Annotated in this window: 18 protein-coding genes; 10 read left to right on the forward strand and 8 right to left on the reverse strand. The window is 74.1% G+C overall.

All coding sequences use genetic code 11. The features are described 5' to 3' along the window. Window positions 1-5: 5 nt before the first annotated feature. Both ABZ464_RS15740 and ABZ464_RS15745 read left to right on the forward strand, forming a co-directional pair. Window positions 6-668: a response regulator transcription factor gene (locus ABZ464_RS15740; RefSeq protein WP_359276494.1), complete on the forward strand. Its 663-nt coding sequence runs from the start codon at window positions 6-8 to the stop codon at window positions 666-668. 99 nt (window positions 669-767) lie between these two features. Beyond that, window positions 768-1,925, forward strand: a complete 1,158-nt coding sequence (locus ABZ464_RS15745) for an ROK family transcriptional regulator (protein WP_359276497.1) — start codon at window positions 768-770, stop codon at window positions 1,923-1,925. A 62-nt stretch (window positions 1,926-1,987) separates the two neighbouring features. Here ABZ464_RS15745 and ABZ464_RS15750 read toward each other — a convergent pair whose 3' ends face one another. Beyond that, a complete protein-coding gene (locus tag ABZ464_RS15750) occupies window positions 1,988-2,755 on the reverse strand; it encodes a GntR family transcriptional regulator (RefSeq protein WP_359276499.1) in 768 nt (255 codons plus the stop codon). A 184-nt stretch (window positions 2,756-2,939) separates the two neighbouring features. Here ABZ464_RS15750 and ABZ464_RS15755 point away from each other — a divergent pair, with 184 nt between their 5' ends. From ABZ464_RS15755 to ABZ464_RS15770, 4 genes are all read left to right on the forward strand, one after another. Continuing rightward, window positions 2,940-3,587, forward strand: coding sequence for an NAD(P)-binding domain-containing protein (locus ABZ464_RS15755; RefSeq protein ID WP_359276833.1), 648 nt, complete (start codon window positions 2,940-2,942; stop codon window positions 3,585-3,587). Between the two features lie 89 nt (window positions 3,588-3,676). After that, a complete protein-coding gene (locus ABZ464_RS15760; protein ID WP_359276502.1) occupies window positions 3,677-4,507 on the forward strand; it encodes an alpha/beta fold hydrolase in 831 nt (276 codons plus the stop codon). 369 nt (window positions 4,508-4,876) lie between these two features. Then, the gene (locus ABZ464_RS15765; RefSeq protein ID WP_359276504.1) at window positions 4,877-6,463 is read left to right on the forward strand and encodes an alkaline phosphatase D family protein; all 1,587 of its coding nucleotides are present in this window, start codon (window positions 4,877-4,879) and stop codon (window positions 6,461-6,463) included. A 109-nt stretch (window positions 6,464-6,572) separates the two neighbouring features. After that, window positions 6,573-7,832 (forward strand): GNAT family N-acetyltransferase, encoded by a 1,260-nt coding sequence (locus tag ABZ464_RS15770; protein WP_359276507.1) that lies wholly within the window; start codon window positions 6,573-6,575, stop codon window positions 7,830-7,832. 31 nt (window positions 7,833-7,863) lie between these two features. Here ABZ464_RS15770 and ABZ464_RS15775 read toward each other — a convergent pair whose 3' ends face one another. Beyond that, window positions 7,864-9,090: a PLP-dependent transferase gene (locus ABZ464_RS15775; protein WP_359276510.1), complete on the reverse strand. Its 1,227-nt coding sequence runs from the start codon at window positions 9,088-9,090 to the stop codon at window positions 7,864-7,866. 60 nt (window positions 9,091-9,150) lie between these two features. Here ABZ464_RS15775 and ABZ464_RS15780 point away from each other — a divergent pair, with 60 nt between their 5' ends. From ABZ464_RS15780 to ABZ464_RS15790, 3 genes are all read left to right on the forward strand, one after another. Further along, entirely contained in the window at window positions 9,151-9,654 is a 504-nt protein-coding gene (locus ABZ464_RS15780; protein WP_359276512.1) for an Lrp/AsnC family transcriptional regulator, read from the forward strand. Window positions 9,655-9,766: 112 nt separating this feature from the next. Beyond that, entirely contained in the window at window positions 9,767-11,470 is a 1,704-nt protein-coding gene (locus ABZ464_RS15785; protein WP_359276514.1) for a DUF885 domain-containing protein, read from the forward strand. A gap of 71 nt (window positions 11,471-11,541) precedes the next feature. After that, window positions 11,542-12,345: an ATP-grasp domain-containing protein gene (locus ABZ464_RS15790; RefSeq protein WP_359276517.1), complete on the forward strand. Its 804-nt coding sequence runs from the start codon at window positions 11,542-11,544 to the stop codon at window positions 12,343-12,345. Between the two features lie 16 nt (window positions 12,346-12,361). Here the strand turns inward: ABZ464_RS15790 and ABZ464_RS15795 are convergent, their stop codons facing one another. The 3 genes from ABZ464_RS15795 to ABZ464_RS15805 all read right to left on the reverse strand — a co-directional run bounded on the left by ABZ464_RS15795 (window position 12,362) and on the right by ABZ464_RS15805 (window position 17,831). Beyond that, window positions 12,362-12,844, reverse strand: a complete 483-nt coding sequence (locus tag ABZ464_RS15795) for a rhodanese-like domain-containing protein (RefSeq protein WP_359276519.1) — start codon at window positions 12,842-12,844, stop codon at window positions 12,362-12,364. A 155-nt stretch (window positions 12,845-12,999) separates the two neighbouring features. Then, on the reverse strand, window positions 13,000-16,671 hold the full coding sequence (locus tag ABZ464_RS15800) for an AAA family ATPase (protein ID WP_359276521.1): 3,672 nt from the start codon (window positions 16,669-16,671) through the stop codon (window positions 13,000-13,002). Beyond that, entirely contained in the window at window positions 16,668-17,831 is a 1,164-nt protein-coding gene (locus ABZ464_RS15805; RefSeq protein WP_359276524.1) for an exonuclease SbcCD subunit D, read from the reverse strand. The genes ABZ464_RS15800 and ABZ464_RS15805 overlap by 4 nt, the downstream gene beginning before the upstream one ends. 199 nt (window positions 17,832-18,030) lie before the next feature. Between ABZ464_RS15805 and ABZ464_RS15810 the strand changes: the two genes are divergently transcribed. Then, entirely contained in the window at window positions 18,031-18,780 is a 750-nt protein-coding gene (locus ABZ464_RS15810; RefSeq protein ID WP_359276527.1) for a class I SAM-dependent methyltransferase, read from the forward strand. A gap of 9 nt (window positions 18,781-18,789) precedes the next feature. Here the strand turns inward: ABZ464_RS15810 and ABZ464_RS15815 are convergent, their stop codons facing one another. Genes ABZ464_RS15815 through ABZ464_RS15825 form a run of 3 tightly spaced genes read right to left on the reverse strand, consistent with a single transcriptional unit; the run spans window position 18,790 to window position 20,701 of the window. Then, entirely contained in the window at window positions 18,790-19,416 is a 627-nt protein-coding gene (locus ABZ464_RS15815; protein WP_359276528.1) for a YigZ family protein, read from the reverse strand. A 32-nt stretch (window positions 19,417-19,448) separates the two neighbouring features. After that, a complete protein-coding gene (locus ABZ464_RS15820) occupies window positions 19,449-19,991 on the reverse strand; it encodes a histidine phosphatase family protein (RefSeq protein ID WP_359276530.1) in 543 nt (180 codons plus the stop codon). Next, complete coding sequence (locus tag ABZ464_RS15825) at window positions 19,988-20,701, reverse strand: hypothetical protein (RefSeq protein WP_359276533.1); 714 nt, start codon at window positions 20,699-20,701, stop codon at window positions 19,988-19,990. Before ABZ464_RS15825 ends, ABZ464_RS15820 begins: the two co-directional genes overlap by 4 nt. Window positions 20,702-20,783: the final 82 nt, after the last annotated feature.

Raw genomic sequence — 20,783 nt, forward strand, 5'->3', positions numbered from 1 at the left:
GCCGGATGCCGGTGACCGTACTCCTCGTCGACGACGAACCCCTGGTCCGTGCGGGTCTGCGGGCCGTGCTGGAGGCGCAGGGGGACATCGAGGTCGTGGGAGAGGCGGCGGACGGGGCCGCGGTGATCCCGCTGGTGCGGCGACTGCGGCCCGACGTGGTCGCCATGGACGTACGCATGCCGCTGATGGACGGTATCGAGGCCACCCGCGCGGTGCTGCGGACGGTGGACGGGCCGCCGAAGATCCTGGTCGTGACGACCTTCGAGAACGACGAGTACGTGTACGAGGCGCTGCGGGCGGGCGCGGACGGGTTCCTGCTGAAGCGGGCCCGGCCCGCCGAGATCGTGCACGCGGTACGGCTGGTCGCGGAGGGCGAGTCGCTGCTGTTCCCGTCGTCGGTACGGCGGCTGGCCGCCGAGTACGGCGCGGTGGGCGGCAACCGCGCGGCCCGGGACACCTTGGAGCGGGCCCGGCTGACCGAGCGGGAGGCCGAGGTGCTGCGGCTGATGACGCGCGGGCTGTCCAACGCGGAGATCGCGCGGCAGCTGGTGGTGGGCACGGAGACGGTGAAGTCGCATGTGAGCGCGGTGCTGGCGAAGTTGGGGGCGCGGGACCGCGTCCAGGCGGTGATCACCGCGTACGAGTCGGGCTTCGTGGCGCCGGGTTGAGACGGTCGGTGACCGCATCGGTACGGATTCCGCACTCGCCCGGCAGGTCCCCGCCGAGTACGATCCGCCCAACACGCGCACGAGCTGGGAGGACGGACGTTGGGGCGGCTGACCGGCGGGGACCCCTCGCTGCTGCGCAGGATCAACTCCGCGGTGGTGCTGCACGCGCTGCGTGCCACGGACTGTGCGACGCTCACGGAGATCACCCGGGTGACCGGGCTGTCCCGGCCGACCGTCGAGGGGGTCGTCGAGGATCTCATCGCGGCGGGGCTCGTCGTGGAGAAGGCGGCCGACGAGAGCGTCGCCCGGCGGCAGGGGCGGCCGGCGCGGCGGTTCCGGTTCCGCGCGGAGGCCGGGCATCTGCTGGGTCTGGAGATCGGCCCGCACCGGGTGGCGGCCCTGCTGGCCGACCTGGACGGGCGGCTGCTGGGCTCACAGGCCAAGGACGTCGACGAGACGGCGTCCGCGGACGAGCGGTTGGAGCGGCTGCGCGCCGCGGTCGCCGAACTCCTGCGCCGGGCCGGTGTCCCGCGCGACTCCCTGCGGGCGGTCGGGGTCGCCACGCCCGGCATAGTCGAGGCGGACGGAACCGTGCGGCTGGGCACGGCGCTGCCCGAGTGGACGGGGCTGCGGCTCGGCGACCGGCTGGGCCGTTCCTTCAAGTGTCCGGTGCTGGTGGAGAACGACGCCAACGCGGCGGCCGTCGCCGAGCACTGGAAGGGGTCGGCCAGGGAGTCCGACGACGTCGTGTTCGTGCTGGCCGGGCTGAGCCCGGGCGCCGGGTCGCTGATCGGCGGACGGCTGCACCGGGGGTACGGCGGGGCGGCCGGGGAGATCGGGGCGCTGCATCTGCTGGGGCGGGAGGTGACGCCGGAGACCCTGCTGTCCACGACGGGGGAGCCGCTGCATCCGCTGGACGAGCAGGCGGTGGCCAAGGTGTTCGCCCGGGCCCGTGAGGGCGACGAGCAGGCGCGGGCGGCCGTGGACCGGTTCATCCAGCGGCTCGTCCACGACGTGGCCGCGCTGGTCCTCGCCCTCGATCCGGAGCTGGTCGTCGTCGGCGGCTGGGCGGCCGGGATGGACGACGTACTGGAGCCGCTGCGGCGCGAGTTGGCGCGCTACTGTCTGCGGCCGCCGAGGGTGGCGCTGTCGATGCTGGGAGAGGCGGCGGTGGCGACGGGGGCGCTGCGGCTGGCGCTGGACCATGTGGAGGAGCAGCTGTTCGCGGTGGAGGGGACGGTCACGGCCCGCAGGTGACCGGGCGTCACCGGTGAAACGCGCCGCGCCCCGGAGGAGTTCCGGGGCGCGGGCTTCGGCCGTCAGGACGCCTGGCGTTCCGGTTCGGGCCCGTGGTGTATCTCCACACCGCCCGAGGCGCCGAACGTCAGGCGGCACGTGTCAGCGCGATACGTGGCGACGGAGAGGGCGGCGGTACGGCCCCCCGCGAAGAAGCGGGTGGTGACGAGGAGGACGGGGGCGCCGGGCAGCCGGTCGAGTTCCCTGGCGTCGTCCGCGCGGGCCGAGCCCAGCTCCACGGCCCGGTCCTGGCCCTGCAGGTCCAGGTGCTGCAGTTCGCGCAGCACCGCACGCGCGCGTGCCGCTTCGGACGGGGTGTCGATCGCGGTCAGGTCCGGCACCGAGGCCGCCGGGACGTAGAGGAGTTCGGCGGCGACCGGCTGGCCGTGGGAGACGCGCGAGCGGCGCACCACGTGCACGGCCTCCTCGCGCGGGGTCTCCAGGGCCGTGGCGACGGCGGCGGGCGGGACCGCGAGGGCGCAGTCGACGCAGCTCCAGGCGTCGTCCCCGCTGCCCGGCCAGGCCTGCCGCTCCGAGCCGACGGCCACGCCCATCCGGGGCGGTGCGACGGTCGTGCCGACGCCGCGGCGGCGCTGCAGCCGGCCTTCCAGTTCGAGCTGCTCCAGGGCCTGGCGCAGCGTCGCACGGGCGACACCGAAGCGGGCGGCCAGCTCGCGCTCGTTCGGCAGGATCTCGCCGACGGCGAACTCGGAGTCGAGCGCCTCGCTGAGCACGGTCTTGAGATGCCAGTACTTCGGTTCCGGCACCGATTCCAGTTGCGTGGTCCCCACCCTGTCCTCCGCAATCGCCGTGGTCCGGCGGCGTATTTCGCGCCCTTGTTTATTAAAGGTTGTTGTACTTCTCTGCGACCATAGGGCGACCCCCACCCTTGGTCAAGACCAATCCTCCGGGCGGAATCCGGGCTCCCGGCACACAATGACCGAGTCGGCAGTCGTGCGGAAACGGGAGGTCGCCATGCGGTACGGGGTGCTGGGCACGGGGCAGGTCGGTCGTACGCTCGGCGGGAAGCTGGTGGAACTGGGCCACCAGGTGACGCTGGGTTCGCGTACGAAGGACAACCCGGTGGGCCAGGAGTGGGCCGCGAGCACGGGTGCCGCCGCCGGTACGTTCGCCGAGGCCGCCGCGGGCGCCGAGGTGGTCGTGAACGCGGTGGGCGGGCAGGTGGCGCTCGCGGCGCTGGAGGCGGCCGGGGCGGACCATCTCGCCGGGAAGGTCCTGCTGGACGTCTCCAATCCGCTGTCGTTCGAGGACGGCGAGGTGCGGCTGTCGCCGGTGGAGTCGGACAGCGTGGGCGAGCAGATCCAGCGGGCGTTCCCGGACGCGCGCGTGGTGAAGTCGCTGAACACGGTCAACTGTCAGGTGATGGTCGATCCCGGGCGGGTGCCGGGGGGGCACCAGATCTTCGTGTGCGGCGCGGACGCGGAGGCGAAGGCGCAGGTCACGGAGTTGCTCGGAGAGTTCGGATGGCCGGCGGACCGGGTGCTCGACCTGGGCGGCATCCAGGCGGCGCGGAGTGTGGAGATGTGGCTGCCGCTGTGGCTGAACCTCATGCGCCACTTCGGGCACGCGGACTTCAACCTGGAGCTGCACACACCCCGTTGACCCGGGCACCCTTGGGGCTACCCGTCGGTAGCAATTGCTGACAAGCTGTCTACGACGTTCGCCGGTCCGTCCAGACGAGGAGCTCCCCCATGCCCGCCACCGTCTCCTTCCCGGTCACCACGCCGAGTGGCCCGCAGCCGGTCTCCGTCTCCTACGAGCGCACGGGCCGCGGCGAGCCGCTCCTGCTGCTGCACGGGATCGGCCATCACCGGCAGGCCTGGGACCCGGTGGTGGACATCCTGGCCGCCGAACGCGACGTCATCGCCGTGGACCTTCCGGGCTTCGGCGTCTCCCCGGCGCTGCCGGACGGGCTCGCCTACGACCTGCCGACCACGACCGCCGTGTTCGCCGCCTTCTGCGAGGCGCTGGAGCTCGAACGGCCGCATGTCGCGGGCAACTCCCTCGGTGGTCTGCTGGCCCTGGAACTCGGCCGCGAGAAGCTCGTACGGTCCGTCACCGCCCTGTCCCCCGCCGGGTTCTGGTCGGAGGCCGAACGGCGGTACGCCTTCGGCGTCCTGCTCACCATGCGGCACATCTCACGCCGGCTCCCGCTCCCCCTGGTCGAGCGGTTGTCCCGTACGGCGGCCGGCCGCACGGCCCTGACCAGCACCATCTACGCCCGCCCCGGCCGGCGCGCGCCCGAGGCCGTGGTCGCCGAGACGCTCGCACTGGCGCAGGCCACCGGCTTCGACGAGACCCTGCGGGCGGGCACCACCGTGCAGTTCACCGACGACATCCCCGGCATCCCGGTCACCGTCGGCTGGGGCACCCGCGACTGGCTGCTGGTACGCCGCCAGGGCATCCGCGCCAAGCAGATCATCCCGGCCGCCCGCCTGGTACGCCTCCCCGGCTGCGGCCACTGCCCGATGAACGACGACCCGGCGCTGGTGGCCCGCGTCATCCTGGACGCGAGCAGCTGAGGTTACGCCGGTCGGGTGACGCGCCGACCGGGGGAACCGGTCCCGTGAAGAACCAGGGGTGGATGCTCCGAGGGCAACCGACGGCGGGGCATCGCACGACCGGGAGCGGACCGGAGACCGACCGGGTCCGGTAGGGGCCCGACACGAGGTGAGCCGGAAGCCGGCCTGGGCGACCGGGACAGGCCAGGGCCGGCGGCGGCCCGCGCGGGAGCGGGATGCCGCCGATGCGGGGAGCCGCTCCCCGGTGTGGGCGGGGCGACTCCCGCGGGGGTGCCGGTAGTTGTTCACTTGGGGTTTGCGTGTGCGCTGCGGCGCCCCAGTAGTTGTGGCGGTGCACATCGGCCGGATCCCGCCCCTGGAGGCCCACCCATGTCCCACCTTCCCCTGCCCGGGCGCCGCAGTGTCCTGCGCGGCTCGCTGGCCGCGTCCGCGGCCCTGACCCTGCCCGTCGCGGCCGGCGCGGCGCCGGCCCTGGCCCTGTCCGGACGGCCCCGGGCCGACTGGGGTGTGCAGACCGGGGACGTGACCTCGGACTCCGGTCTGGTGTGGGTGCGGTCGGACCGTCCGGCACGGATGATCGTCGAGACGGCCGCCACCGAGTCGTTCCGGCACGCGCGGCGGTGGCACGGCCCGCTGCTCGGCGCCGGTACCGACTTCACCGGCACGACCCGGCTGCACGGCCTGCCCACGGGCGAGCAGATCCACTACCGCGTGCTGCTGGCCGACCCGGACGACCCGCGCCGCACCGGCGAGCCGGTCACCGGCACCTTCCGCACGGTGCCCGCCGGCCGCCGGCGCGGGGTGCGCTTCCTGTGGTCCGGCGACCTGGCCGGCCAGGGCTGGGGCATCAACCCCGAGCTCGGCGGCTACCGCATCTACGACGCGATGGCCAAGCTCGACCCCGACTTCTTCCTCTGCAGCGGCGACAACATCTACGCCGACGGCCCGCTCACCGCGACCCAGGCGCTGCCCGACGGCTCCCTCTGGCGGAACATCGTCACCGAGGAGAAGTCCAAGGTGGCCGAGTCCCTCGCGGAGTTCCGCGGCAACTTCCGCTACAACCTGCTGGACGAGAACCTGCGCCGGTTCAACGCCCAGGTGCCGTCGATCATCCAGTGGGACGACCACGAGGTCCGCAACAACTGGTACCCGGGCGAGGTGATCGCCGCCTCCGACACCCGCTACACCGAGAAGAGCGTCGACGTCCTCGCGGCGCGCGCCCGCCGGGCGTTCAGCGAGTACTTCCCGATCTCGACGCTCCGGCCGGGCCGCGAGGAGGGCCGGGTGCACCGCGTGCTGCGACACGGCCCGCTGCTCGACGTGTTCGTGCTGGACATGCGGACGTACCGCAACGCCAACTCGCCCGACGACCAGACGGTGGACCCGCAGGGCATCCTCGGCCGGGAGCAGCTGGAGTGGCTCAAGCGGGAGCTGTCGCGCTCGCGCGCGGTGTGGAAGGTGATCGCCGCCGACATGCCGCTCGGCCTGGTCGTGCCGGACGCCACCGAGGGCAGGGCGAACATCGAGGCCGTGGCGCAGGGCGACCCGGGCGCCCCGCTCGGCCGTGAGCTGCAGATCGCCGAGCTGCTGCGGTTCGTGAAGCACCGCCGGATCACCGGCACGGTGTGGCTGACCGCCGATGTGCACCACACCTCCGCCCAGCATTACCAGCCCTCGCGGGCCGCGTTCACCGACTTCGAGCCGTTCTGGGAGTTCGTCTCCGGCCCGCTCAACGCGGGCGCCTTCCCGGCCAACGCGCTGGACAACACCTTCGGCCCGGAGCGGGTGTTCGTGAAGGCTCCGACCGCGTCCAACGTGTCCCCGGCCGGCGGCTACCAGTTCTTCGGCGAGGTCGACATCGACGGCGACAGCGGGGAGCTGACGGTCCGGCTGCGCGAGCAGGACGGCACCGTGCTGTTCACCCAGGTGCTGCAGCCGGGGCGCGTGGGGCAGTGAGCGCGGGGCAGTAGTCGTAGAAGAATTAACAAAACGGGCATTAGCGGCCTTTACCCGTCAGTCACAAGCCGTTCGTGATCACGCAACACCGTTCCTCCACAGTGGCTGCATGAGTCGAAACCTGTCTGACGTGAAAATCGCCGCGCTCTCCGCGTTCTTCAAGGCCCCGTGGAGGGCACGACGCCACGAAGACCCGCCGCCCACGAGCGATACCGGTGCCCGGCCCTCCCCCTCGGAGGAGCAGGCCGGGCCCGGCGCCGTCGGCGGGGAGAGCACCCTGTGGCGCATGAGGACCACGGTGAAGGACGCGCCGGGATCCCTGGCCGCGCTCTGCACCGCGCTGGCGGGGCACCGGGTGGACATCCTCAGCCTGCAGACGCATCCGCTGGGCGAGGACACCGTCGACGAGTTCCTGCTGCGCGCCCCGGCGGCGCTGGCCTCGGCCGACATCACCCGCGCCGTCGCCGACGGGGGCGGCACGGGCACCTGGATCGAGCGGGCCGACGCCCACGACCTGGTGGACGCGCCGACCCGGATCCTCGGGCTCGCCACCCGCACCGCCCTCGACGCGGCCGAACTGCCGCTCGCGCTGCGCCAGCTCCTCGGCCGGTGCACGATCCGCTCGCTGCCCGGCACACCCGTCGGCGGCGGCCGGGGACCGGGCGACGTGCCCGTCGAAGGGGTGCTGGAGGACACCGTGATGCGCCTGCGGGCGCCGGAAGGCGGAGTGATCACCGTGGAGCGGCCGTATCTGCCGTTCACCCCGACCGAGTTCGCCCGCGCGCGTGCCCTGGTCGAACTGGACGCCCGGCTCGGCCCGCGGATCCCGCGCGGTCAGGACGTGCTGACGCTGCCCGAGGGCGACGACATCACCGTACGCCGGGCCGACACCGGCTGCCTGGAGGCGGCCAGGGCGATGCACGAGCGGTGCTCGGCGCGGACGCTCGGCCGGCGGTACCACGGGCCCGTCGGTGATGCCGACCGCTACCTCAACCACCTGCTCAGCCCCCGGTTCGGACGCACCCTCGCGGTGTGGACGCCGTCCGGGCGGATCGTCGGGCTGGGTCACCTCATGTGGGACGGGGACGAGACCGAGGTGGCGCTGCTCGTGGAGGACCAGTGGCAGCGGCGGGGGATCGGGCGTGAGCTGCTCGAGCGGCTGGTGGGGATGGCTGTCGAGGCTGGGTGCACGAGTGTGTACGCCGTGACGCAGTCCTCGAACACGGGGATGGTCGCCGCGATGCGTGGTCTTGGGCTGCCCTTGGACTACCAGATCGAGGAAGGGACTCTGGTGATCACGGCTCGGCTGGATTCCGTGGGGGTGGCCGCGGAGTCGTTCTCTCACTCCGGCGAGTCGGGGAACGCCTGAGCGCCGTGGGCGTGCGGGATCGCTCGCGGGTTCAGGTGCGTCGTGATCTGTCGCGCAGTTCCCCGCGGCCCTGGAGGGGGTGCGCAAGCGCCCCCAACGCCTCGTCCAGGTCGGTCCACAGGTCCTCCACGTCCTCCAGGCCCACCGAGAGACGCAGCAGTCCGTCGCTCACGCCCGCTCCCCTGCGGTCGTCCGCGGCGACGATGCGGTGGCTGATGGACGCCGGGTGCTGGATGAGGGTGTCGACGCTGCCGAGGCTCACCGCCGGGGTGATCAGGCGGACCGCCGCGATCACCTCGTGCGGGTCGCCGTGCACCTCGAAGGCGATCATCGCGCCGCCCAGACGCGGGTAGTGGACGCGGGCGACGCGCGGGTCGGCGGTGAGCCGGCGGGCGAGTTCGGCGGCGGTCGCGGAGGCCGCCCGGACCCGGACCGGGAGCGTGGACAGGCCGCGCAGGAGGAGGTAGCCGGCCAGGGGGTGCAGGACGCCTCCGGTGGCGAAGCGGATCTGGCGGAGCAGTCCCGCGAACTCCTCGTCGCAGGCGACCACACCCGCCAGTACGTCCCCGTGCCCGCCGAGGTACTTGGTGGCGCTGTGCAGGACCAGTCGGGCGCCGTGTTCGGCGGGACGCTGGAGCACCGGGGTGGCGAAGGTGTTGTCGGCGAGCAGCGGGACCGAGCCGCAGGCGTGGGCGACGGCCCGCAGGTCGACCTCGGCGAGGGTCGGGTTGGCCGGTGACTCGACCATGACCAGGCCGGTGTCGGGGCGCAGCGCGTCCGTGATGCCGGCCGGGTCGGTCCAGGTGACCTCCGAGCCGAGGAGCCCGGCGGTCAGGAGGTGGTCGCTGCAGCCGTAGAGGGGGCGTACGGCGACGACGTGACGCAGGCCCAGGGAGGCGCGGGCGAGCAGGACCGCGCTCAGGGCGGCCATCCCGCTGGCGAAGGCGACCGCGCTCCCGGTGCCCTCCAGCCGGGCGAGGGCGGTCTCGAAACGGGCGACGGTCGGGTTGCCGAGCCGCCCGTAGACCGGTGGGCCCTCGGGTTCGGCGCCCGTCGCGGCGAACGCGTCGATACGGGCCGCCTCGGCGCGGCTGTCGTAGGACGGGTAGGTGGTGGACAGGTCGATCGGCGGGGCGTGCAGCCCCTGCCGGGCCAGATCGTCCCGCCCGGCGTGCACGGCCTCGGTGGCCAGGGCGCGGGGTGCTGCGGACGGACGTACCTCGTGGTAGGCGTGCGTGCTCGCTGCGGCTGAGTCCATGGACCGCAGAGTGAACAACGCACGGGTCACAGGAATCGAATACCGTGCTACGTTCGGCCGATGGCCGAATCTGTCGTACTGGACCCGGTGGATCTTCAGCTGCTGCGGCTGCTGCAGAACGACGCCCGGACCACCTATCGCGATCTCGCGGCGCAGGTCGGGGTGGCGCCGTCGACGTGTCTGGACCGGGTGACCCGGCTGCGCCGCTCGGGCGTGATCCTCGGGCATCAGCTGCGGCTGGATCCGGCCAAGCTGGGGCGGGGGCTCCAGGCACTGCTGTCGGTGCAGGTCAGGCCGCATCGGCGGGAGCTGGTGGGGCCGTTCGTGGAGCGGATCCGGGCGCTGCCGGAGGCGCTGACCGTCTTCCATCTCACCGGTCCCGACGACTACCTGGTGCATGTGGCCGTCGCCGACATGGCGGATCTGCAGCGGCTGGTCCTGGACGAGTTCACCGCCCGGCGGGAGGTGGCGCGGGTGGAGACCCGGCTGATCTTCCAGCAGTGGGACTGCGGGCCGCTGCTGCCGCCGGGCGAGGGCGCCGCACGGCCCGTTCGAACACCGTGAGGCCTGCCGGCTCGCACCCCCACGACGGTCCGGCTCAAACCCTCCGGCACCGTCCTACGCCCTCAGCTCAAACGCCGTGCCGTGCGCATCCCTCCGTACGAGGATGGTGTGCATGTCACAGACCACCAACCCGCTTCCCCGTGCGGTCGCCGACGCCTATGTCGACGGCCTCATCGCCCTCGACCCGGTCACCGGTACCTATCTAGGCGTGGCGGAGAGTTCGAGCCGTCTGCCCGACTTCTCGCCCGCGGGCCTGGAGGCGCGGGCGCGACTGGCCCGGGACACGCTGGCCGAGCTCGACGAGGCGGAGCGGCGGCCGGGCGCGGACAGTGACATCGAGCGCCGGTGCGCGCGCCTGCTGCGCGAGCGCCTGACGGCGGAGCTCGCCGTGCACGAGGCCGAGGAGGGGCTGCGCGCGGTCGGCAACCTGGGCATGCCCGCGCACCATGTGCGCGAGGTGTTCACCGTGACGCCCACGAAGACCGACGAGGACTGGGCGGCGATCGCCGAGCGGCTGCGCGCCGTGCCGGCGGCCCTCGCCGGCTACCGCGAGTCCCTGGCGCTCGGCCTCGAACGAAAGCTGTACGGGCCGCCGCGGCCGACCGCCACCTTCATCGACCAGCTCACCGAGTGGTCGGACACGGACGGCGCCGGCCGCGGCTGGTTCGAGGACTTCGTGGCCGCCGGGACCGAGTCGCTGCCGGAGGCGCTGCGCGCGGAGCTTCAGGAGGCGGCCCGTACCGCGACGGCGGCGGTCGTGGAGCTGCGGGACTGGATGCGCGAGGTGTACGCGCCGGCCGTCGAGGGCGCGCCGGACACGGTCGGCCGGGAGCGGTACGCCCGTTGGTCGCGCTACTACAACGGCACCGACCTGGACCTGGACGAGGCGTACGCGTATGGCTGGGCGGAGTACCACCGGCTGCTCGGCGAGATGAAGAAGGAGGCCGAGCGGATCCTGCCGGGTGCGGCCACGCCCTGGGTGGCCCTCGCGCACCTCGACGAGCACGGCAGGCACATCGAGGGCGTCGACGAGGTCCGCGACTGGCTGCAGGGCCTGATGGACCAGGCGATCGAGGCGCTGGACGGCACGCACTTCGAACTCGCCGAGCGGGTACGGCGGGTGGAGTCGCGGATCGCCCCGGCGGGCAGCGCCGCCGCCCCGTACTACACGGGCCCGTCGGAGGACTTCTCGCGACCGGGCCGCACCTGGCTGCCGACGATGGGCCAGACCCGCTTCCCGGTGTACGACCTGGTCTCCACCTGGTACCACGAGGGGGTGCCGGGCCACCACCTCCAGCTGGCGCAGTGGGCGCACGTGGCCGCGGACCTCTCCCGGTACCAGGCCGTCGTCGGCATGGTCAGCGCCAACGCCGAGGGCTGGGCGCTGTACGCGGAGCGCCTGATGGACGAGCTGGGCTTCCTCACCGATCCCGAGCACCGGCTCGGCTATCTGGACGCGCAGATGATGCGGGCGGTGCGGGTCATCGTGGACATCGGCATGCATCTGGAGCTGGAGATCCCGGCGGACTCGCCGTTCCACCCGGGTGAGCGCTGGACGCCCGAGCTGGCGCAGGAGTTCTTCGGGGCGCACAGCAGCCGCCCGGCGGACTTCGTGGAGAGCGAGCTGACCCGCTATCTGACGATCCCGGGCCAGGCCATCGGCTACAAGCTCGGTGAGCGCGCCTGGCTGCTGGGCCGGGAGCAGGCGCGCGAGCGCCGGGGGGACGCGTTCGACCTCAAGTCCTGGCACATGGCGGCCCTTTCGCAGGGGTCGCTGGGGCTCGACGACCTGGTGGACGAGCTGGCGCGGCTCTGAGACAGGTGTGGCGGCGGGCCCCGGGAAATTCGCTGTTCCCGGGGCCCGCTCGTACGCCACCCTCGTCTCCCATGACCACCACCCGGACCCTGTTCCTCTCCCCCCGTGTCACCGCGACCGGCCACGCCCTCGCGGACGCGGCACGGCGGCGCGGAGCGCACGTGGAGACACTGCGCGACTGGCGGGTGCCGGAGGCATCCCGCCGGGAACCGGGGGCCTCGCTGTACGCCGGTCCGCTGTTCGCGGACGCGGTCGCGCGGGAGCTGGGGGTCGGGCTGCTGGAGGCGCCGCCGGACTGGCTGGCCAGCCTGCCGTACGAACTCACCCTGCGGGAGGTGGAGTTCACCACCATCGAGGAGGCGTGGCGGCTGCGGCGCCCGGCGTTCGTGAAGCCGCCGAACGACAAGAGCTTCCCGGCCCGGGTCTACCCCGACGGGAGCGGACTGCCGGGGCCGGACGCGGTCGACGGCACGGAACCGGTGCTGGTCAGCGACATCGTGGCGTTCGCCGCGGAGTACCGGCTGTTCCTGCTGGACGGCGAGGTGCGCACCGGGAGCCGGTACGCCGTTCGGGGCGCCCTCGACGTGGCCCCGCTGGCGGAGGACCCGCGCCGCACCGAGGTGCTGGCGTTCGCTGAGCGGATGACGCGGCTCGCGGGGGCGGGGCTGCCGGGCGCGATCGTGGTCGACGTGGGTCAGATCGACGGGGCCGGCTGGGCCGTGGTGGAGGCCAACGCCGCCTGGGCCAGCGGACATTACGCGTGCGACGGGGACGCGGCCCTGGACGTGGTCCTGCGGGCGGCCCGCCCCGAGGGGGAGTTCGGGGCGGCGGACCACCGTTTCCTGCGGCCGGTGCCGGACGTCGTACGGGACTGAGCGCCGGGGGCGGCGATCAGCAGCCGCAGTGCTCCGCGTCGACGGGGGCGGTGAGCGGATCGGCGTCGCGGTGCGCGCGGCCCTCCCAGGTCTCGTACGCGAAGCCCTCGCGCGCCCAGTACTCGAAGCCGCCGAGCATCTCCTTGACCCGGTAGCCGAGTTCGGCGAGCGCGAGGGCGGAACGGGTGGCGCCGTTGCAGCCGGGCCCCCAGCAGTACGTCACCACGGGCACGTTCCGGTCGAGGAGGTGCTCGGCCTGTTCGGGGATGAGGGCGGTGGGCAGGTGGACGGCGCCGGGGATGTGGCCCTGGTCCCAGGCTTCGGTGGAGCGGGAGTCCAGGACGACGAACCCGGGGTCGCCCTCGGCGGCGAGCGCGGCGGCCACGTCGGAGACGTCGGCGTGGAAGACGAGGCTCGCCCGGAAGTAGGCGGCGGCCTCGGCCGGGGCGGCGGGGGCGATCCGCAGGACGGGGTTCGCGGTGCTGGTCGTGGCGGTCATCGCGGGGCCTCTCGGTGGACGGGTTTTCCGACGACCAGAAATCTACGGCCGGTGATCATCTTTCTGAAGGGAGAATCCCCGGCCCGCGTCGCGGCCCGCCGGGGAATCCACCGCCTTCGGCAAGCCGCACCGCGCATTCCCCGGGCGGGTACGGGTCACGGCATGGATGAGGTGTCCCGGCCCCGCTGGCGCACCTGCGAACCGGACCTCCCCTTCACGACCTCGAGCTGGGCGTGGACGCGTCGGCGCAGGTCGGCGACATGGCTGACGATGCCGACGCTGCGGTCGCGTTCCCGCAGGGAGTCCAGGACGTCGAGGACCTCGTCGAGGGTCTGGTCGTCGAGGCTGCCGAAGCCCTCGTCGATGAAGAGGGTGTCGAGCCGCACCCCGCCCGCCTCGTCGGTCACCACGTCGGCGAGGCCGAGCGCGAGGGCGAGCGAGGCGAAGAAGGTCTCGCCGCCGGAGAGCGTGGCCGTGTCCCGCTCCCGGCCGGTCCAGGCGTCGACGACGTGCAGTCCGAGCCCGCTGCGGCCGCGTCCGGAGCGGTCGTCGGAGTGGACGAGGGTGTAGCGGCCCGCGGACATCCGCTGCAGCCGCGCAGTCGCGGCTGCGGCCACCTGTTCCAGCCGGGCCGCGAGGACATACGCCTCCAGGCGCATCCTGCGTGCGTTGTCGGCCGAGGTGCCCGCGGTCAGGCCGGCCATGCGGGCCACCCGGTCGTACTCCTCACGCAGGGGCGCGAGCCGCCGTACGCCCTCGGCCGATCGGGCCGAGAGCCGGTCCAGTTCCGTGCAGCGCCCTGCGGCCGCGTCGCGCGCGGAGGCGGCATCGCGCAGCCGCCGGGCGGCGACGGCCGCCGCGTCCTGCGCCGTCGCGAGGTCGGCGGGCGGCTGCTGGGCGGCGGCCGCGGTGTCGGCCTCGGCGAGGACCGCGCGGACCGCGGCCTCCTCGGACTGCCAGGCGTCCAGGCGCCGTTGCAGCTCGCGATGGGCGCCGGCGTCGAGGAGGGCGTCGGCCGCCGCCTGCGGGGTGTCGAACCCGGCGCGGAACGCGGCGTCCGCGAGCCGGGCGTCGGCGTCCTTGAGCCGCTGTGCGGTGTCCTCGGCGGCCCGCGCCGCGTCCGCGGCCTCGGTGAGCAGCGCGACCCGCCGCTCCAACTGGGCGGCACGGGCGGCCACGGTGTCGGACGCGCCCCGGGCCTGCGCCAACTCCGTTTCCAGAGAGGTTCGTTCACCGTCCAGGGCGTCCCGGCGCGCGACCCGTGAGGCGGTGCGCACGGCGGCCTCCTGCTGGGCGGAGACCCGCCGGTCGCGTTCCCGCTCGGCCTGTCGCAGCCGCTCCTGGGTGGTGTGCAGCGCCGACGCGCCGCTCCGGGCCCGGGTGTACTCCTGCTCCAACTGGTCCGCGAGAGAAGCGAGTTGTTCGGTGGGGGTGTCACCGGCCTCGCCCTCGGCGGCGGCCAGTTCCCGCTGGACGAGACCCAGGCGCTGTTCGGCCTCGGCGCGCTCCTCGTCGGCCCGCTGGAACACGGCCAGCGCACGGTCCTCGGTCTCCCGGCCGACGTGCCCGGCGTCCTTGCGCGCGGGTGCCGGATGGTCGACGGCACCGCAGACCGCGCAGGGCTCGCCGTCGCTGAGCCGCGCGGCGAGTTCGGCGGCGATGCCCTCCAGCCGCCGCTCCTTGACGTCCAGCCACCCGGCGCGGGCCTGCTGGGACCGTTCGGTGGCGGCGAGCACCTGTCGGTGCGCGTCGTCCGCGTCGCGGGCGAGCCGGTCCCGCTGGCGGGCGGCGGCGAGCCGCCGGCGGGCGGGCTCTCGCTGCACCGCGAGCCGTTCGGCCCGGGTGGCGGCGTCCTGGGCGGACTCGACCGCGCCCAGCAGGCCGGTACGGGTCTCCTCCCAGCCGGCCAGCCAGGCCTCGGCCTCCTGCAGGACGTCCGCGTCGGCCCGCTCCTGGCGGTCCAGCCCGGCGCGCTCGGCAAGGAGCCCGGCCAGTCGCCGCTCGGCCCGGCGGGCCGACTCCAGCCCGCCCAGCTCCTCGGCCGCGCGACGAGCGGCGGCGGCGAGTCCGGCAGCACCGTCGTCCACGATCCCGACACCGTCGTCCCCGAGCCCGGCGCTGTCGTCCCGGCGCCCGGCACCGTGGTCCACAAGCCCGGCACCGCCGTCCCCGAGCCCGGCACCGTGGTCCACGAGCCCGGCGCTGTCGTCCCGGCGCCCGGCACCGTGGTCCACGAGCCCGGCACCGCCGTCCCCGAACCCGGCGCTGTCGTCCCGGCGCCCGGCACCGTGGTCCACGAGCCCGGCACCGCCGTCCCGGCGCCCGGCGCTGTCGTCCCGGCGCCCGGCGCTGTCGTCCCGGCGCCCGGCGCTGTCGTCCCCGCCCCCGGCCCAGGCATCCCGGCGCCCAGCGCCATCGCCCACCAGCCCAGCACCCTCGTCCCCGCCCCCGCCCCCGACCCCGACCCCGGCATCCCGGCGCCCAGCGCCATCGCCCACCAGCCCGGCACCCTCGTCCCCGACCCCGGCCCAGGCGTCCGTGAGCCCCGTGTCGGACTCCGCGAGCGTGTCACCCGACGGCCCGGCCCCGGGTCGGCTCTCGTCGTCGGTCCTGGTCCGGCCCGTGTCTCCTGACCGCCCGGCCCCGCGCCGGCCCTCATCACCGGCGCCGGACCGGCCCGCCTCCCCCGACCCGCGCCGAACCTCGTCGCCTGCCCCGGGCCGGCTGCCCTCGTGTCCGCCGCCGACGGCCTCGCGCAGCAGTGCCCGCGCCCGTGTCTCGGCCCGGACGGCCCTGCGGTGCTCCGACTCGGCGGACTCCCGCAGCTCCAGCGTGGGCGCGACCGCCTCGGCCTTGCGGGCCCGCTCCATGCGCGCCTGGTCCTCGCGGTGCGCCCCGGCACGCTCCTCCAGCCGCCCCGCCCGTTCCCGCGCCTCGGCGAACCGCCGCTGCAACCGGCCGAGTTCGCGTGCGTCCGTCAGCGCGCGCTCGGCGCCCGCCTGGGCGGACTCGGCGGCGGCCAGACGGCAGTGGGCGATCGTCAGCTGCTCGCGGGCGGTGCTGCGGGCCACGGCGGCGGCGGTGACGACGGCCTCCGCGAGACCCGGCTCGCCCGGCTGGAGCTCCGGCAGCTCCATGGCGTCCCCGGCGGCCTGCTGCATGCGGTGGGCGTCGGCGACGAGCTCGGCATCGCCCTCCCGCACACGCGCCTGCGCCTCCCGGCGCCGCTCGGCGAGCCGCTTCTCCACCTCGTCGAACCGCCGGGTGTCGAAGAGACGGCCCAGCAGCCGGCCGCGCGCCTCGGCGTCGGCGCGCAGGAAGCGTGCGAAGTCGCCCTGGGGCAACAGCACGACCTGGCAGAACTGCTCCCGGCTCATGCCGAGCAGCTGGGTGATCTCCTCGCCGATCTCCTGGTGGGAGCGGCTGAGGTCCTTCCAGCCGGTGCCGACGGGGTCGTACTCGCGCAGCCAGGTCTGGGCCTTCTCGACGGTGGTGCCGGTGCCGCGTTTCTTGGGCCGCTCGTGCGGCGGCTGCCGGGTGATCTCCAACCGGCGTCCGGCGACGGTGAGTTCGAGGGTGACCTCGGTGCGGGTGCCGGGGGCCGCGTGGTCGCTGCGCAGGGTGAGACTCTGGCCGTGGGCGGACTGGCGGGCGCCCGGGACGGAGCCGTAGAGCGCGTAGCAGACGGCGTCGAGGACGGAGGTCTTGCCCGCGCCGGTCGGCCCGTGCAGCAGGAAGAGCCCGGCGGCGGACAGATCGTCGAAGTCGACGCTCTGGGCGCCGCCGAAGGGCCCGAAGGCCGTCAGGTCGAGTCGGTGCAGCCTCACCGGGCCACCTCCCGTACGACGTCGTCCGCGCGGACCGCGTCGAAGGCGTCCCGCAGCACACCCCGTTCCAGGGCGTCGGGCCCGGCTCCGCGCACATGGGCGACGAAGTCCTCGGCGATCTGCTGGTCGCTGCGGCCGGCGAGGCGGCGGGCGTACGACACGTCCGGGTCGTCCGGGGCCCGCTCGGGGGCGAAGACCAGGCTGAGGGTGTGCGGGAAGCGCTCGGTGAGCCGGGCCATGGGCTCGGCGGGGCGGACGGCGTCGGTGAGGGTCGCCTCCACCCATGCTTCCTCGTGGCGGGTGAGCGCGGGATCGGCGAGCAGGTCCTCCAGGGTGCCGGAGATCCGGGCCAGTGCGCGCGGCACCGGGCAGTCGATCCGCTCGGCGGTGACGGCGCCGTCCGCGTCGAGGTCGACCAGCCACATGGTCTTGCGGTGGTCGGTCTCGGAGAAGGAGTACGGCAGCGGGGAGCCGGAGTAGCGGACGCGCTCGGTGAGGGTCTGGGAGCCGTGCAGATGCCCCAGTGCCACGTAGTCGACGCCGTCGAAGACACCGGCGGGCACGGACGCGACCCCGCCGACGGTGATGTCCCGCTCGCTGTCGCTGGGTTCGCCGCCGGTGACGAAGGCATGGGCGAGGACGACGGACCGGGTGCCCGGCGCGCGGGTCGCGAGGTCGGCGCGGACCCGGTCCATGGCGGCGGCGAGGACGGACTCGTGACCGGCCTTCTCCACTCCGAACTCGTCCTTCACCAGGGCGGGTTCGAGATAGGGCAGACCGTAGAAGGCGACGTCGCCGTGGGTGTCGGCGAGCACCACGGGGGTACCGGCGGCCGAGGGGTCGGTGCGCAGATGGATGCCCGCCCGTCCGATCAGTCCGGCCCCCACGCCGAGCCGCCGGGCCGAGTCGTGGTTGCCGGAGATCATCACGGTGGGCACCCCGAGGTCCGCGAGGCGGTGCAGGGCGTCGTCGAACAGCTCGACCGCGGCGAGCGGCGGCACCGCGCGGTCGTACACGTCCCCCGACACGACCACCGCGTCGACCTCGCGCTCCCGCACGGTCGCGACGAGGCGGCCGATGAACGCGGACTGCGCCTCAAGCATGTTCACGCGGTGGAACGACCGGCCGAGGTGCCAGTCGGACGTGTGCAGCAATCTCAAGAAACCGCTCCGACGTACAGAAACCGACCGTGAACACCGACCACGCTAACGCCTTCGGCATCTGATCCCTCACCCACAGCACACTTTTGTCCATATACGACAGCGAATCGCCGTAAACATTCCGGGCCTGCCGAGATCATGGTGCGACCGGCGGCAAAACCGTTGGACAACTCCCTTGCCCCTGGCGATCGTTGACGGAATGGATCAGGAGCAGATCTGGGACGCGGACACCGCACAGCGCTACGACACCCCCGGTACGGGGATGTTCGCGCCCGAGGTGCTCGGGCCGACCGTGGACCGGCTGGCCGCGCTCGCGGACGGCGGGGCGGCGCTGGAGTTCGCGATCGGCACCGGGCGGGTGGCCGTGCCGCTCGCCGGGCGCGGAGTGCCGGTGACCGGGATCGAGCTGTCCCGCCCGATGATCGAGCGGTTGCGGACGAAGGCGGACGAGACGGCGATCCCCGTGGTCGTCGGCGACATGGCGACCGCCCGGGCGCCGGGCACGTACGCGCTCGTCTACCTGGTCTTCAACACGATCTCCAACCTGCTCACCCAGGCCGAGCAGGTCGCGTGCTTCCGCAACGCCGCCCGGCATCTGGCGCCCGGCGGGCGGTTCGTGATCGAGCTGTGGGTGCCCGAGCTGCGCAAGCTGCCGCCGGGGGCGCCGGCCACGGTCTGGCGCTCCGAGCCCGGGTACATCGGTCTGGACACCTACGACGTCCTGCGCCAGCACGTCGTCTCGCACCACTTCACCTTCGCCGAGGAGGGCCGCGAGGCCCGGCTGAGCCGCTCCCCGCACCGCTACATCTGGCCCGCCGAGCTCGACCTCATGGCCCAGCTGGCCGGGTTCGAGCGGGAGAGCCGGCACGCGGACTGGGCGGGAGCGGAGTTCACCGCCGAGTCCGGCTCCCATGTGTCGGTCTACCGGCTCCCCGAGCAGCCCGGGTAGGCGGAGCCGTCACGCGTCCCCGTAGGCCTCGCCGCCCAGCTCCAGCAGTGCCGTCCCGGCCGTGCTGTCCGCGAGCCAGGCGCGGAAGACGTCCACGTCGGCGTCCGGGAGGCCGATCTCGATCGTGACGGCCTCGCCGTAGCGGACGTCCCGGACCTCGCGGCCGGTGGCGCGCAGATCGTTCTGGACCTTGCCGGCGCGCTGGTGGTCGACGGTGACGGTGGCGAGGCGGAAACGGCGGCGGGTGAGGGTGCCGAGCGTGTCGAGCGCCTCGCCGACCGCGCCGCCGTAGGCCCGGATCAGCCCGCCGACGCCGAGCTTGACGCCGCCGTAGTAGCGGGTGACGACGGCGACGACGTACCGCATGTCGCGGCGCAGCAGCATCTGGAGCATCGGGACGCCCGCGGTGCCGCCGGGTTCGCCGTCGTCACTGGCCTTCTGGACGGCGGCGTCGGCGCCGATGACGTAGGCCCAGCAGTTGTGGGTGGCGTCGGCGTGCTCCTTGCGCACGGACGCGATGAACTCCTGGGCCTCCCGCTCGGTCGCCGCCGGGGCGAGGGCGCACAGGAAGCGGGAGCGGTTGACCTCGGTCTCGTGCACGCCCTCCCGGGCCACGGTGCGGTACTCGTCCTGCATCCGGCCACCCTATGCGCCGGCCGGGCACTCGCTCAGCCGGCCTTCTTCTTCCCGCGGGGCACGGTCACCGAGGTCAGCAGCGCGGCGCCGGGGCCCAGGGAGCGCCAGTCAGGACCGTGCCAGGCCAGCACGGCGATCGCCGAGGTGGGGAACTTCAGCCGCACCTCGTCGAGCGCGTGGTCGAGGTCGTCCCCGGCGAGCTCCAGGACCAGTTCCTCAAGGCCCGGGTTGTGGGCGACGAGCAGCAGCGTCCCGATCCCGGCGGAGGTCTCCCGTACGACGTCCAGCAGCTCCGGCACGTCGGCCGCGTACAGGCGCGGGTCGTGGCGGACCGGGGGCGGGGCGTCCCACTCGGCCGAGGCGAGCTGCCAGGTCTGGCGGGCGCGTACGGCGGTGGAGACCAGCGCGAGGTCGGGCACACAGCCGGTCTCGGCGAGGGCGCGGCCCGCGGCGGGGGCGTCGCGGCGGCCACGGGCCGCGAGGGGCCGCTCGTGGTCGGGGACGCCGTCCGGCCAGTCCGACTTGGCGTGCCGCAGCACCACCAGCCTGCGCGGCGGTCCGTCCTGTGCGCTCATAGCGGGGCTCCCAGATCGCGGGTGAGGTCGAGGCCGAGGAGGCGGTCGGCGTAGGCGTACGTCTCGAAGCGGGCGCCGTCCGGGAGCTCCGGTCCGGCGTCCTCCACCCACCGCAGCACCCTCAGCACTTCGGGTACGTCCAGGTCGTCCTCCCAGGCGGTGCGCAGCCGTCCGCGGACCGCGTCGGGGACGGGCCGGGAGGGCCGCCGCGCCCAGTCGGCGACGGCTCTCCGCCAGCGTACGAGGGTCTCGCGGGCCTCGCCCAGCGGCGCCGCGTCCAGCCGGACGGGCTCGGTGCGGGGCCGGGACAGGAGCGCGAGGCGCAGCACGGCGGGGTCGGCCGGGACCGCCCCGTCCACCGGGGCCACGGCGATCCGCACCCCGTCGGGCTCCGGACCGTCCTCCCCCACCACGTGCAGGATCTGCGCCTCCCCCACCCCGGAGCCCAGGCCCTGGCCGTCCTCGAACGGGTGCATGCCGAGCGCGGTGGCGCCGGACCGCAGCTCCGGCTGCTCGCGCTCGCCGGTGAGCAGCGCCCACACCGGCGTCCCGCCGAGCTCCAGCGCCCGTACGAGGACATCGGCGACGAGCAGGACCCGTAGCGAGCCCGCCCCGTATCCGGAGGCATGCGCCTGGACCCGGGTCAGACCACGGCGGACGGGGGCGGCGACGACGGCTTCGCCGGTTCGGGCGTCGGTGATGCGCAGCACGGGGCGAGCCTAGGGGGACCGTCGGGGATTCGCAGGGAGGGGGGTGGAATCAGGGGTACGCGTGGCGTGTTGGAGTGCGTGA

This window comes from Streptomyces sp. NPDC005820, from assembly GCF_040630255.1.
In the GTDB taxonomy this organism is placed as follows: Bacteria; Actinomycetota; Actinomycetes; order Streptomycetales; family Streptomycetaceae; genus Streptomyces.